Origin of the sequence: Halorubrum persicum, assembly GCF_002727125.1 — an archaeon.
Taxonomy (GTDB): domain Archaea; phylum Halobacteriota; class Halobacteria; order Halobacteriales; family Haloferacaceae; genus Halorubrum; species Halorubrum persicum.
In genome coordinates this window covers 1-11,694 of the sequence record NZ_NHOA01000004.1, presented here as the reverse complement: position 1 = coordinate 11,694, position 11,694 = coordinate 1, and the positions used below count along the sequence as shown (strand labels likewise).

Annotated in this window: 13 protein-coding genes, 1 tRNA gene and 1 pseudogene; 6 read left to right on the top strand and 9 right to left on the bottom strand. The window is 68.4% G+C overall.

Annotation, left to right across the window (positions count from 1 at the left end; genetic code table 11):
• Positions 1-28 precede the first annotated feature (28 nt).
• From DJ69_RS00470 to DJ69_RS00460, 3 genes are all read right to left on the bottom strand, one after another.
• A complete protein-coding gene (locus DJ69_RS00470) occupies positions 29-481 on the bottom strand; it encodes a DUF5518 domain-containing protein (protein WP_099253804.1) in 453 nt (150 codons plus the stop codon).
• Between the two features lie 7 nt (positions 482-488).
• Complete coding sequence (locus DJ69_RS00465; protein ID WP_099253803.1) at positions 489-1,163, bottom strand: HVO_2922 family protein; 675 nt, start codon at positions 1,161-1,163, stop codon at positions 489-491.
• A gap of 79 nt (positions 1,164-1,242) precedes the next feature.
• Positions 1,243-1,316: transfer RNA gene (locus tag DJ69_RS00460), tRNA-Val, on the bottom strand.
• Between the two features lie 61 nt (positions 1,317-1,377).
• On the opposite strand from DJ69_RS00460, the gene DJ69_RS00455 reads away from it, so the two are divergent.
• The 3 genes from DJ69_RS00455 to DJ69_RS00445 all read left to right on the top strand — a co-directional run bounded on the left by DJ69_RS00455 (position 1,378) and on the right by DJ69_RS00445 (position 3,085).
• Positions 1,378-1,857 (top strand): DUF192 domain-containing protein, encoded by a 480-nt coding sequence (locus DJ69_RS00455; protein ID WP_099253802.1) that lies wholly within the window; start codon positions 1,378-1,380, stop codon positions 1,855-1,857.
• 79 nt (positions 1,858-1,936) lie between these two features.
• Positions 1,937-2,353, top strand: coding sequence for an SHOCT domain-containing protein (locus DJ69_RS00450; RefSeq protein ID WP_099253801.1), 417 nt, complete (start codon positions 1,937-1,939; stop codon positions 2,351-2,353).
• Between the two features lie 51 nt (positions 2,354-2,404).
• The gene (locus DJ69_RS00445; protein ID WP_099253800.1) at positions 2,405-3,085 is read left to right on the top strand and encodes a DUF4013 domain-containing protein; all 681 of its coding nucleotides are present in this window, start codon (positions 2,405-2,407) and stop codon (positions 3,083-3,085) included.
• A 148-nt stretch (positions 3,086-3,233) separates the two neighbouring features.
• Here the strand turns inward: DJ69_RS00445 and DJ69_RS00440 are convergent, their stop codons facing one another.
• From DJ69_RS00440 to DJ69_RS00425, 4 genes are all read right to left on the bottom strand, one after another.
• Positions 3,234-4,385 (bottom strand): ABC transporter ATP-binding protein, encoded by a 1,152-nt coding sequence (locus DJ69_RS00440; RefSeq protein WP_099253799.1) that lies wholly within the window; start codon positions 4,383-4,385, stop codon positions 3,234-3,236.
• Positions 4,386-4,514: 129 nt separating this feature from the next.
• Positions 4,515-5,453, bottom strand: a complete 939-nt coding sequence (locus DJ69_RS00435) for a carbohydrate ABC transporter permease (protein ID WP_099253798.1) — start codon at positions 5,451-5,453, stop codon at positions 4,515-4,517.
• The gene (locus DJ69_RS00430) at positions 5,450-6,472 is read right to left on the bottom strand and encodes a carbohydrate ABC transporter permease (RefSeq protein WP_394338344.1); all 1,023 of its coding nucleotides are present in this window, start codon (positions 6,470-6,472) and stop codon (positions 5,450-5,452) included. The genes DJ69_RS00435 and DJ69_RS00430 overlap by 4 nt, the downstream gene beginning before the upstream one ends.
• Before the next feature lie 30 nt (positions 6,473-6,502).
• Positions 6,503-7,660, bottom strand: coding sequence for an ABC transporter substrate-binding protein (locus tag DJ69_RS00425; protein ID WP_099253844.1), 1,158 nt, complete (start codon positions 7,658-7,660; stop codon positions 6,503-6,505).
• Between the two features lie 416 nt (positions 7,661-8,076).
• Here DJ69_RS00425 and DJ69_RS00420 point away from each other — a divergent pair, with 416 nt between their 5' ends.
• Both DJ69_RS00420 and DJ69_RS00415 read left to right on the top strand, forming a co-directional pair.
• Positions 8,077-9,126, top strand: a complete 1,050-nt coding sequence (locus DJ69_RS00420; protein WP_099253796.1) for an AAA family ATPase — start codon at positions 8,077-8,079, stop codon at positions 9,124-9,126.
• 2 nt (positions 9,127-9,128) lie between these two features.
• Positions 9,129-9,761, top strand: a complete 633-nt coding sequence (locus DJ69_RS00415) for a protein sorting system archaetidylserine decarboxylase (protein ID WP_099253795.1) — start codon at positions 9,129-9,131, stop codon at positions 9,759-9,761.
• 39 nt (positions 9,762-9,800) lie between these two features.
• Here the strand turns inward: DJ69_RS00415 and DJ69_RS00410 are convergent, their stop codons facing one another.
• Together DJ69_RS00410 and DJ69_RS00405 are read right to left on the bottom strand one after the other, a co-directional pair.
• Positions 9,801-10,487, bottom strand: a complete 687-nt coding sequence (locus DJ69_RS00410; protein ID WP_099253794.1) for a haloacid dehalogenase type II — start codon at positions 10,485-10,487, stop codon at positions 9,801-9,803.
• Between the two features lie 79 nt (positions 10,488-10,566).
• Positions 10,567-11,346, bottom strand: a complete 780-nt coding sequence (locus tag DJ69_RS00405) for a pirin family protein (protein WP_099253793.1) — start codon at positions 11,344-11,346, stop codon at positions 10,567-10,569.
• 202 nt (positions 11,347-11,548) lie between these two features.
• Between DJ69_RS00405 and DJ69_RS00400 the strand changes: the two are divergent.
• Positions 11,549-11,694: pseudogene (locus DJ69_RS00400) on the top strand (superoxide dismutase); the annotation flags it as partial.

The following is an 11,694-nucleotide window of genomic DNA, read 5'->3' as shown; positions in this document are numbered from 1 at the left end:
AGCCCGCGGGGCTGGCTCAGAGACGGCCTCAGAGCTGCCCTCGGAGATAATGCCCGAGGTAGCCGCCGACGATCCCGGATCCGAGGGTGTAGACGGCGGCCAATCCGACCACGGCCAGCGCGATGAGCCCGAACTCCGCCGGCGCTCCGGCGAAGCCGAGGAAGAACAGCAGGGCGAACACGATCACCGCGAACGGTAGCGTCATCACGACGCCGGCGACCGTCCCCGTCTTGAGCGCGTCCGCCGATCGGCCACCGCAGAGGTAGCCGGCGACCGCGCCGCCGAGCACGGTGGCGAAGGGGACGAACGACAGCACCGAGCCGGCGATCCCGCCGACGAGCCCGTACACGAGCACGTCGACCAGCTCTGCGGGCGCGTCGTCTCCGGGTGCGAGGAAGTCGGCCGAGGTGCTGCCCACTTCGGTGGTGGCGGTGTCGGTCGCACTGCGATCGTCAGTGGAGGGTCTCTTGTCGGGGACCATGGTCTGACTACTCTTCCTCGGTTGCTTCATCGTCGTCGCCCGGCTCCTCGACGGCGGCGCCGGGCGCGTTCGACTTCACGCTGTTGAGCCCCTGCTTCGCCTTCTGTTTGGAGGCGTACCCCTGCCCGCCGTCGGCGATGATGTTCCCGTTGTCGTGGACGAGCCGCCAGCGGTGGTCGTCCGCCTTGTCGCGGAACAGCTCGAAGGTCGCGTTGCTGCCGCCGTCGTCGGGCGCCTCCTCGTCGCGGGCGGCGTCGATCACGTGGGCGCCCGGCGCGTTCCGCTGCACGCTCTCGATGCCGGACGTGGCGTCGCGCTTGTCCGAGTAGCCGCCGCCGCCGTCGGCGATGATGTTGCCGTTGTCGTGGACGAGCCGCCAGCGCCAGTCGCCGGCGTTGTCCGCGTACAGCTCGAAGGTCGCCTTGCTCGCCGCGGCGTCGTCGTCGATCTCGCCCTCCGCCTCCGGCCACTCCATCTCGACCTCGAAGTGGACCGTCCCATCCTCGCGTTCGAGTTCGACTTCGACCTCCTGCTCCGCCGCCGGATCGACCGTCACCGTGCCGGCGTCGTCGACGGGCACCGGCTCTCCGCGACCGAGCGCCCTCGCGATGCGTCGGAAGTAGGTTGCGAGCGCCTGTCGACTTCGCGGCTTCCGCGACTCGTGAACGGTTTCTTCGGGCATACAGGAACACGTTACGGCGAGCGCACAAAACGCTATGGCCGACTCCGGTTAGCCGGTAGCCAGTTATAAACGCGCGAAGTGGGCTCGGGCGGGTTCGAACCGCCGACCTCAGCCTTGTAAAGGCCGCGTCATGACCAGCTAGACCACGAGCCCTCAGGGTTTCAAACCCGCCGGGAGCGGAAAACGGTTTCTTTCTCCGGCGCGAGGATCGGCCGTGAACCGCCGCCTCCTCGCGGTCGCCGGGGCCCTCGTCGCCGTCGCCCTCCTGTTCGCCGCCGCGGTCGCGGCGAACCCGACCCTCCTGATCGCGGGCTACGAGACGACGACCGTCGAGGCGGTCGACGGCGAGACGAGCGACTCGCTCGCGACCGTCGAAGCCCGCGTCGCCGACGGCCTCGCGAAGCAGTACGTCGGACTCTCCGAGACCGACGCGCTCGCCGCCGACGAGGGGATGCTGTTCGTCCACGACGAGACGGGCGAGCACGCCTACGTGATGCGGGGGATGGCGTTCGGGCTCGACATCGTCTTCGTCGCCCCCGACGGCACCGTCACCGAGGTCCACGAGGCGGCGCCCGAATCGCGCCCGTACACCCGGTACCGCGGTACGGGGAGATACGTCCTCGAGGTGCCTCAGGGGTGGAGCGAGCGCAACGGGGTCGACCCCGGCGACCGGCTCGTCTTCGATCTGGACTGACCCGCGGCGATCTCCCGTCCGTGACGAACCGACGCCCGGCGACGAAACCGATTTGCCCCTCGCGGGCGTCGACCGACGTATGACCGGTCTCCCCCGCCGGATCGCGTGGAACCTCCGCCATCGCTGGCGGCGGCTGTTCGCGGTCCTCGTCGTCGGCGCCGGCGTCGCCGCCCCGCTCGCCACCGGGCTCTGGTGGTCGCTGCCGCTCGTCTGGTTCTTCGGCCTGTTCGTCGCGCTCCCCGTCCTCCACACGCTGACGAAGCCCCTGCCCGACGCGGACGACGACGAGGACGCCGACGCGCCCCAAGACCCAGCCCTCCGCGCGCTCCGCGAGCGCTACGCCCGCGGCGAGATCGACGAGCGCGAGTTCGAGCGCAAGCTCGACCGGCTCCTGGAGACGGAGGACGCCGAAACCGTCGACCGCGGCGACGCCGAGGAGATCGCGAACCGCGTCCGCGACGGGCTCCGGCGCGAGGTCGAGCGGGTCCGCGAGTGATCCCGCCCGCGACCGTCACCGTTTTGCGCGGCGCTGGCGAGAGATTCTGACGTGTTCACCGACGCGCTCCGGTATCCGTTCGCCGACCGAACGCGCCGTGACGGCACCGCGAAGTGCCTCGCGGCGCTCCTGCTCTGCGGGGCGCTGGTCCGGGTCGCGGCGCGCCTCTGGCCCGACTGGTCGCTGGTGGCGCCGCTCGCCCTCGCCGTCGCCCCGCTCCTCGCGTGGCTCGGCCTGCTCGGCGGCGTCCTCGCAGACGACGGGTTTCCCCGACTGGCGACGGCCGCCACGGCGCGGCTCGCCGGTCGGCTGTTCGGCGTTGCCGCCGTCTACCTCCTCCCCGCGGCCGTCACCGTCGTCGCCGCGGGATACGTCGTCGCGAGCGGGACGGTCCCGGACGCGTTAGGGGGCGTGACCCTCGCCACCCTCGCGACCGGCGCGCTGCTCGTCACGGTCGCCTGCAGCTACCTCTTTCCGGCGGCGGCCGTCGTGAGCGTTCGAGACGGGCTCCGGGCCGGGCTCCGGCGGGACGCGCTCCGCGGCACGGCGTCGAGCACGTACTTCCTCGCGTGGGTCGGTGCGACCGTACTCGTCGTCGTCGCGTGGAGCGCGCTCGCGGCGACGGCCACGCGCAGCGTCGCGGCACTCCTCGCGCTCGGGTGGTGCGCCTACGCTCACGTCGCCGCCGCCGCGCTCCTCGCCGAGGGCGTCGATCGAACCGCGTACTGGTGAGGCCACGGAGACGGACGGCGAAAACAACAACTAACCGGGACGGCCCGCGTCCGGAACGGTCGGGCCAACAACGGTTCGATCAGGCCAAGGTAGGATAGGTCAGGCCGGGACAGGATAGGTCAGACCAGGTCAGGATAGCCGGGCCGGGTCAGGTCAGATTGACCTGATCGGCGGCGTCTTCCATCGACCGGTTGTGGAGCGCCTCGCCCGTGACGCGGTCGAAGAGGTGAATGGCGTCCTCCGGTATCCGCGCGGTCACCGTGTCGCCCTCGCTGACGCGCGTGAACCCGTCGATCGTCGCGACGAGCGTCTCGGCGGACTCGGGGTCCGCGTCGGGGTCGAAGTGGAGGTACACCGTGTTCTCGTCGCCCATCGGCTCGACGACATCGACCGTCATCTCGAACTCGTGTGCGTCGCTTTCCCCCTCGACGAGTTCGATCGCCTCGGGGCGGATCCCGAGGACGAGGTCGGTCGTCTCCCCGAGGTTCGCACGTACGTCGTCACCGACGGGGTACTCGAAGACGTCGCCGACCAGTCGGTCGCCGTCGCGGGTCACGTCGAAGAAGTTCATCGAGGGCTCCCCGAGGAAGCTCGCGACGAACTGGTTGGCCGGCTCGTGGTAGCACTTCAGCGGCTCGGCGATCTGCTGTAGTTCGCCGCCGTCGAGGATGGCGATCCGGTCGCCCATCGTCATCGCTTCCGTCTGGTCGTGCGTGACGTACACCGTCGTCACGCCGAGGTCGTTCTGCAGCCGCTGGAGCTCCGTCCGCATCTCCGCGCGGAGCTTCGCGTCGAGGTTGCTGAGCGGCTCGTCCATCAGGAACACTTCGGGGTCCCGGACGATGGCGCGCCCGAGGGCGACGCGCTGCTGTTGCCCCCCCGAGAGGTCCTTCGGCTTCCGGCCCAGGAGCTCGCCGATGTCGAGCAGCTCGCCGGTCTCCGTGACCATTCGGCTGATCTCGTCGTCCGGGAGATCCGTCGACTCCTCGAGCCCGAACGACATGTTCTGCTTGACGCTCATGTGGGGGTAGAGCGCGTACGACTGGAACACCATCGCGATGTCTCGGTCCTGCGATTTCACGTCGTTGATGACGCGATCGCCGAGCGCGATCGTGCCGGACGTGATCGTCTCCAGCCCGGCGATCATCCGCAGCGTCGTGGACTTTCCACAGCCCGACGGACCGACGACGACGAGGAACTCCCCGTCGTCGATCGACATCGAGATGTCGTCGACGGCGACGATCTCCTCGTCGCCGTCCTGAAACGTCTTCGTTACCGAATCGAGTTCAAGCGTTGCCATATCTTTGAGTTGTGATCGCTGTCGAATAGTCGTTTGTGCGTCGCGCCGACTCCCGGATCGAACCGTCGCCGGCTTCGTCCGTCGCTCGCGTGCGAGCCGCGTCGACGCCGCCCGCCGTTCGGACGCGGGTCACGCCGCCACCCCCTCGGCGAACTCGTCGCCGAAGAGAATGTACACCGCGAGCGTCGGGAGCGCCGCGAAGAACGCTCCGGCCATCCGGAGCGCGAAGTCCTGGCCCTCCATCGAGGTCCCGAGACCCGCGAGGATCAGCACGACCGGCGCCGCGGGGCTCGACTCCGTCGAGACGATCACCAGCGTGAACAGCAGATCGTTCCAGATCTGGGTGAACTGGTAGATGAGCACCACGGCGAACATCGGCCCCGAGAGCGGCAGGACGATCCGCCGGTACACGCGGCGGAGCGACGCCCCGTCGAGGCGGGCGGACTCCATCATCTCGTCGCTCATCGTCTTGTAGTACGTCCGGAACAGGAGCGTACAGATCGGGATCCCGTAGGCGACGTGGGTGACCACCAGCTCGACGATCCCGACGTAGTCGTCGTCGATGCCGAGCGCCCAGACGAACGAGAGCAGGTCGCTGAGCTGGACCCACTGCGACCAGAACTGGGTCAGCGGGACCAACACGGCCTGGTACGGGATGAAGATCCCCGCGATGATGAGCGCGAGCACCAGCGCCTTGTACGACGCCTTCCAGTTCGGGATCGTCAGTCCGTACGCCGTGATGCTCCCGATGAGCGCCGAGATGATCGTCGCCGGCACGGCGTACAGGAGGCTGTTCCCCATGCCGCGCAACAGGGCGTCGGTCGCTGTCTGCCACTTCTCGAACGTGAACCCGGACGCTCCGGGCGGCGCGAACGGGGCGGTCTCGACGATCGCGGTGCCGGTCTTGAACGACGTGACCAAGCCGGACTCGATGGGAACGAGGTAGAAGGCCGCCGCGAGCGCCAACACGACGTACAGCGCGGCGTCTTCGACCGTCACCCCGTCGAGGTTCCAGCGGGAGTTCGCCGTCGCGCCGCTTCCATCCGTTCGAAGTTCTCCGTCGCTCATAGGTTGTTCCTCCGGTATTCGTAGACGAGGTACGGGCCGATGACCGCGAGCGCCATCCCGAAGAGGACGATCGCGATCGCCGCGCCGTACGCCCACTGGGAGTTCGAGTACGCCTCACGGACCATCTTCGTCGCGAGGATGTCGGCGCCGTTCGGCGGCCGGTACCCCCCCACCAGCGAGTAGAGGAAGTCGAACGCCTTCATGCCGAACACCATCAGCACCACCGCGGCGCTGATCGTCGCGCCCTTCAGCTGGGGGATGATCACGCGCCAGTACATCTTCAGCGTCGACGCGCCGTCGACCTTGGCGGCCTCGTAATGCTCGTCCGGAATCGCGCGGAGCCCGGCGAGGTACACGACCATCGCGTACCCCGAGAACTGCCACATCAGCGCGAAGATGACGGCGTAGAGGACGATGGCCTGGTTTCCGAGCCAACTCACCGGTCCGAGTCCGAACACGCCGATGACGCTGTTGGCGATCCCGTTGTTGTAGTTGTAGATCCACAGCCAGAACTGGGCGGTCACGACGAACGAGAGGCTCATCGGCAGGAGGTAGATCGTCCGGAACGTGTTCTCGAACCGGATCCCCCTGTCGATCAGGATGGCCAGCACGAGGCCGACCGCGAGCGTCCCCGCCGTGAACGCGATCAGCAGGATGAGCGTGTTGACCGCGGCGTCGATGAAGCCCGAGTCCCCGAGCGCCCGGGCGTACATCCCGAAGTCCAGGTTCGAGTAGTCCGGTGCGTTCGCGAACCCCTCGTAGTCGGTCAGCGAAATGAGGAGGTTCCAGATGACCGCGCCGTAGACGAACAGCCCCATCAGCAGGAACGGCGGGAGCCAGAAGATCGACGACTCGACGAAGTCGGTCCCGAAGCGGTCGTCGATCGCGGCTTTGAGCCGCTCCGTCGTTCCTCGGTCGGGTCCCGGTTCCGGACTCGTGGTAGCGCCGTCGCTCACGACGCCGCCGTCCGTACGGGCCTCGTCTCCGTCGTCCGAGGACGGACTGATCGCCCGGTGCAATCGACGATAAAAATCGAGCATCTGGTGGGCTTAGTTCGACACCGCGTCCAGGAAGCCCTGCGTCGCGGCGTCGACGTTGTACGGCCCGGTGAACTCCGACGAGATGACCTCGTTGAGCGCCGTCATCGTCTGCGAGGTGACGCCGAGTCCGTGCTGGAGGTTCGGCGGACGGTACTCCGCGTTCGCGAAGTCCTCGGCCGTCTCCTGCAGGTACGGGCCGAACTGGTCCATGCTCACGTCCGTCCGGGTCGGGATCGACCCCTTGTACTGGTTGAACGCGATCTGGGCCTCCTCGCTGCCGACGAACGCCTGCCAGGTCTTCGAGGCCTCCGGCGTCGGGTTCTCAGCCGGGTACAGGAAGGAGTCGAAGTGAAGGGTGTACATCCCCTCCGTCCCGGGGAACGTCTTGAAGCCCCAGTCGTCCTCGTACTCGAAGTCCTCGGCGTTCCGGAAGGCGCCCGCCGCCCAGTTGCCCTGGTGGATGAAGGCGGCGTTGCCGTTGATGATGTTCTGGTTCGACTGCGTCAGGTTGAGCGACGCGGCGTCGTCGCTGATGTGGTTCTCCAGCATCTCCGCGGTCGTCTCGAACGCCGCCCGGACGGCGCTCTCGTCGCCGTCGCCCGCGAGGAAGTCCATGTACGGCTGGTAGCCGTTCTCGCCGAGCATCACGGCGGCCCACAGCTGCGTCGTCGTCCAGGTGCCGGACATCGCGTGCGTCATCGGCACGGCGTCGGTCTCGCTCGCGACCGTGCCGAAGGCGTCGATCAGCGCCGAGGGGCTGTTCAGCGACTCGACGTCGATACCGGCGTCTTCGACGACGGAGACGTTGTAGAACAGGCAGTTCAGGCGGTGCGATCCGAGGGGAACGGCGCGGTAGCTCCCGCCCTGCTGGTGGAGGTCGACCGCCTCTTCGACCATCGCGTCCTCGAAGTTGTTCTCCTCCCAGACGTCGTCGACGGTACCGAGGGCCCCCTCGTAGCGCTCGAGGTTCGGGCCCGGCCAGCCGGCGAACGCGCCCGGCGGATCGTTGCTCTGGAGGCGGTTGGCCACGACGGCGTCGAGGTTCTCGTTCCCGCCGCCGCCGATGGGGTTCATGCTGAGGTCGGTGTCGGGATGCGCCTCGTTGAACGCCTCCTCCAGCGCCTCGGCGGCCGTGGCGCCGTCGCCGCCGGTCCAGCCGTGGAGCACTTCGACGGGACCGGCCGCTCCCCCGTCGCTGCCGTCGGAGCCGTCGGAGCCGTCACTGCCGTCGGAGCCGTCACTGCCGTCCGAACCGTCGCTCCCGTCGCTGCCGTCACCGCCGTCGCCGCCGCCGGAACAGCCGGCGATTCCCACGGTGGCGAGAGTTCCGGCGCCGGCCACGTAGTGGCGACGCGTAAGTCGGTCGTCGTCAGATCGGCTGTCTTGTGACATGTACAATGAACATGTTTACTCCCGGTACTTAACGATTGATGTTCGTTTACTTCGATTGTTAATAATTCTATGAGCCGGACTCAACCGGGTGAGACCCACCGGACCGGGTCCCACGGGGGCCGTTGGGGTCGACGGCAGCGGCTGGGGGCCGGACCGACCGATTCTTGAGCGCGTGGCCCGGAGGACGGCACATGGAGGGACCGCTGTGGATCGACGCGCACGCCCCGGCGCTCGACGAGATCCGACAGGACGAGGCCCGCGAGCGGCTGGAGCGCGCGGTCGACGAGCCGATGAACCTCGTCGTTCAGGGGCCGCCCGGCGTCGGGAAGACGGCGGCGACGCGGGCGCTGACCCGGGCCGCTCACGAGAACCCCGACAGCGACCTGATCGAGATCAACGTCGCCGACTTCTTCGGCCGAACCAAAAAGGAGATCCGGAGTGACCCCCGCTTCGAGGGGTTCCTGCAGGGGCGCAGCCGGATGGCGAAACGCGACATGATCAACCGCGTGCTGAAGGAGTCGGCGTCGTACGCGCCCATGTCGGGCGAGTACAAGACGGTCCTGCTCGACAACGCGGAAGCGATCCGCGAGGACTTCCAGCAGGCGCTCCGTCGGGTGATGGAACAGCACCACCGGACCACGCAGTTCGTGATCGCGACCCGGCAGCCGTCGAAGCTGATCGCGCCGATCCGCTCGCGGTGTTTCCCGGTCCGCGTCCGCGCGCCGACCACCGACGAGACGATCGACGTGCTCGAAACGATCTGCGAGCGCGAGGCGGTCGACTACGACGGCGACGGGCTGGAGTTCGTCGCCAGCGCCGCCGGCGGCGACCTCCGGGAGGCGATCCTCTCGGCGCAGGCGACCGCCGTCGAGGGCGGCGAGATCACCATGTCGACCGCCTACGAGACGCTCGGCGAGGTCGGCGACGACGACGCGATCCGGGAGTCGCTCGCCGACGCCCGCGCCGGCGACCTCAAAGACGCCCGGTCGACCCTCGACGACCTCCTCGACGAGGGGGGATACGACGGCGGCGAGCTCCTCCGCGAAACCCTGCGGGTCGCCCGCGCCGGTTCCGAGTACGGCGGCGACGACCTCGCTCGGCTTCACGTCCTCGCCGGCGAGGCCGACCTCGACCTCGTCGACGGCCTCGACGACCGGACCCACCTCGTCCACCTGCTCGCGGCGTGGGCGGCGGGGCGCACCGAACTCCGTCCCGACCTCCGGGAGCCCGCGGAGGCGTGACGATGGGACGGAACCCCCCGCTCGCGACGGTGCTCCCGTTCGACGTGGTCGACGAGGCGTGGCGGCTGGCGCTCGTCCCCGCGCTCGCCGCCGCGGTGACGCTCCCGCTCCTGCCGCCGGTCGGGATCGGCCTGCTCGCGCTCGCGCTCGGCGTCCTCTGGTTCCACCGCGACCCCGAGCGCTCGACGCCCGACGCCGGGGGCGCCGTCGTCGCTCCCGCCGACGGCACCGTGTCGGTCGTCCGCGAGGAGGGCGAGCGGCTGCGCGTCGGCGTGTTCATGAACGTCACCGACGTGCACGTGAACCGCGCCCCGCTCGCGGGTGAGGTCCGCGAGGTGCGGCACCGGCCCGGCGCGAACCGCCCCGCCTTCGACAAGGAGTCAGACCGCAACGAGCAAGTCGCGATCGATTTCGGCGAGTACGAGCTGCTGATCATCGCCGGCTGGTTCGCTCGGCGGATCCACCCTGCGGTCGAGCCCGGCGACGCCCTCGACCGCGGCGAGCGCGTCGGGCACGTCTCGTTCGGTTCGCGAGCGGACGTGATTCTCCCTGCAGACGTCGACGAGACCGACCTCCTCGTGAGCGAGGGCGACGCGGTGCGCGCCGGCGAGACGATCATCGCCGAGCGGGACTGAGCGCGCACGTCGCCGCCGCTACCGACCTCGTATCGACCGTTAGACGCCCAGCGCGTCGGCCAGTTCGTGGATCGACTCGACCGTGCGGTCCGGGTCGTCGCCCGCGAACGGCTCCCACGGCGTCCCCTTCCGATCGACGCGAACCGCCTGCATCCCCGCGTGCGACGCTCCCAGTACGTCGAACCAGCCCGCGGTGACGTGGACGATCCGGTCGATCGGCGTGCCGGTTCGAGCGGCGCCGTGGCGGTACAGCTCCGCCGCCGGCTTGAACGTCTCCACCTCGTCGGCGCTTATCGTGTCCGCGACGAGGTCCTCGATCCCCGCGTGTTCGACCATCGCGTCGAGCATCTCCGGGTTCCCGTTCGAGAGCACGTACGGCTCGTACCCCCCGTCGCGCAGGCGTTCGATGCCCGACCGCACGTCGCCGAACACCTCCAGCTCGTGGTACACCGCGAGGACCTCGTCGCGCTCTTCGGTCGTCAGGTCGACGCCGTGGGCCGCCAGCGCGTACGTCAACGCGTCGCGGTTCATCTCGTAGAACGGCTGGTACGCGTCGATCGCGTTCGCGACGAACGTGTACGCCAGCGACCGCGAGCGCCAGAGCCGCGACACCGGCTCCGGATCGGGGACGCGGTCGGCGAGCGCCGCCTCGGCCGCCTCGACGTCGACGAGAGTGCTGTACGAGTCGAAGGTGACGGTCTGAACGCGGTCCGGATCGAGTGGCATTCGGTCGTCCCTTCGGCGGCCCGCGTTATCATACCCCGTCGTCCGCTCGCTCGGAGATCGCCCCTGCTGCCGAGCGGTTCTATAAGACGAACGGCCCCTGCTGCCGGATCGGCTCCCCGTGCGACCGCCCGGAGACGGCGACGAACCGGATCCCCGCTCCCTCGTCGCTTTCGACCGTCACGTCCCGCGCGTCCGCGTTCGGGAACACGTCGCCCGCGCCGAACTCGCGGTTGGCGTCGGCGCCGGGACCGCTTTCTCGGACGGTCCCGCTTCCCTCGACGCCGTAGAGGAATCCGGTCCACTCGTCCGGAATCTCCCACGTCCACGCGTCGGTGACGCGAACGTCGAGATACTCCATCGGCGTGCGTAGCTCGATCGGCGAGCCCTCGCCGACGACGGTCGTGACGGTCGCACCGTCGAGTTCGGTCGTGGGAAGTTCCTCGGCGCTCGCGTCGACGTAGTCCGGGTCCGCCTCCTTCTCCTCGCGGGGGAGGTTCACCCACAGCTGGAGCCCGTTACAGGCCTCGCCGTCGGCGGGGAACTCGGAGTGACGGATCCCGCTCCCGGTCGTGATCCGCATCGCCTCGTTCTCGCGGGCGGTGTGCTCGACGCCGAGCGAGTCGGCGTGCTCCATCCCGCCCTCGATCATGTACGAGACGATCTCGAACCCCTTGTGCGGGTGCATCGGGAACCCCTTGTCCGGGTCGATGTAGAACCGCTCGAACAGCACGAACGGGTCGAGATTGTCCGGATGCCCGTTCGTCGGGAACGCGCGATCGGAGTTCACGCCCGTTCCGTGTCTGACCGTCTCGCCCGAGAGCGGCTCGACGCCGCCCGCGGTCGTCTCGTCTGGTGTCATACTCGATCTGACGAGTTCGGCACAGATAAGCCCCGCGTCGCCGGTAGCCAAAAACAAACAGGTATAGTATGTTTGTCTCGTAATTGGGTGTTAACTGCCAATTGAAGGGGTTAAATAGCGATCGAAGTAGTGACAAGGATATTACTGAAAAACGATACAGAGAACGTTCTTACCCGTCCCGCGCATGGACACGAATGTAGACATGAGCTACGAACTCGATCCGCTGCCGTACGATTACGACGCGTTAGAGCCGCACATTTCCGAGCAGGTGCTGGAATGGCATCACGACACCCATCATCAGGGGTACGTGAACGGGTGGAATTCGGCTGAGGAGACGCTCGAGGAGAA

What these genes read in the sequence shown, in the direction of transcription:
- DJ69_RS00470 (WP_099253804.1), bottom strand. Translation starts at nt 481, where the DNA reads ATGGTCCCCGACAAGAGACCCTCCACTGACGATCGCAGTGCGACCGAC.
- DJ69_RS00465 (WP_099253803.1), bottom strand. Translation starts at nt 1,163, where the DNA reads ATGCCCGAAGAAACCGTTCACGAGTCGCGGAAGCCGCGAAGTCGACAG.
- DJ69_RS00450 (WP_099253801.1), top strand. Translation starts at nt 1,937, where the DNA reads ATGACCGGTCTCCCCCGCCGGATCGCGTGGAACCTCCGCCATCGCTGG.
- DJ69_RS00440 (WP_099253799.1), bottom strand. Translation starts at nt 4,385, where the DNA reads ATGGCAACGCTTGAACTCGATTCGGTAACGAAGACGTTTCAGGACGGC.
- DJ69_RS00435 (WP_099253798.1), bottom strand. Translation starts at nt 5,453, where the DNA reads ATGAGCGACGGAGAACTTCGAACGGATGGAAGCGGCGCGACGGCGAAC.
- DJ69_RS00420 (WP_099253796.1), top strand. Translation starts at nt 8,077, where the DNA reads ATGGAGGGACCGCTGTGGATCGACGCGCACGCCCCGGCGCTCGACGAG.
- DJ69_RS00415 (WP_099253795.1), top strand. Translation starts at nt 9,129, where the DNA reads ATGGGACGGAACCCCCCGCTCGCGACGGTGCTCCCGTTCGACGTGGTC.
- DJ69_RS00410 (WP_099253794.1), bottom strand. Translation starts at nt 10,487, where the DNA reads ATGCCACTCGATCCGGACCGCGTTCAGACCGTCACCTTCGACTCGTAC.
- DJ69_RS00405 (WP_099253793.1), bottom strand. Translation starts at nt 11,346, where the DNA reads ATGACACCAGACGAGACGACCGCGGGCGGCGTCGAGCCGCTCTCGGGC.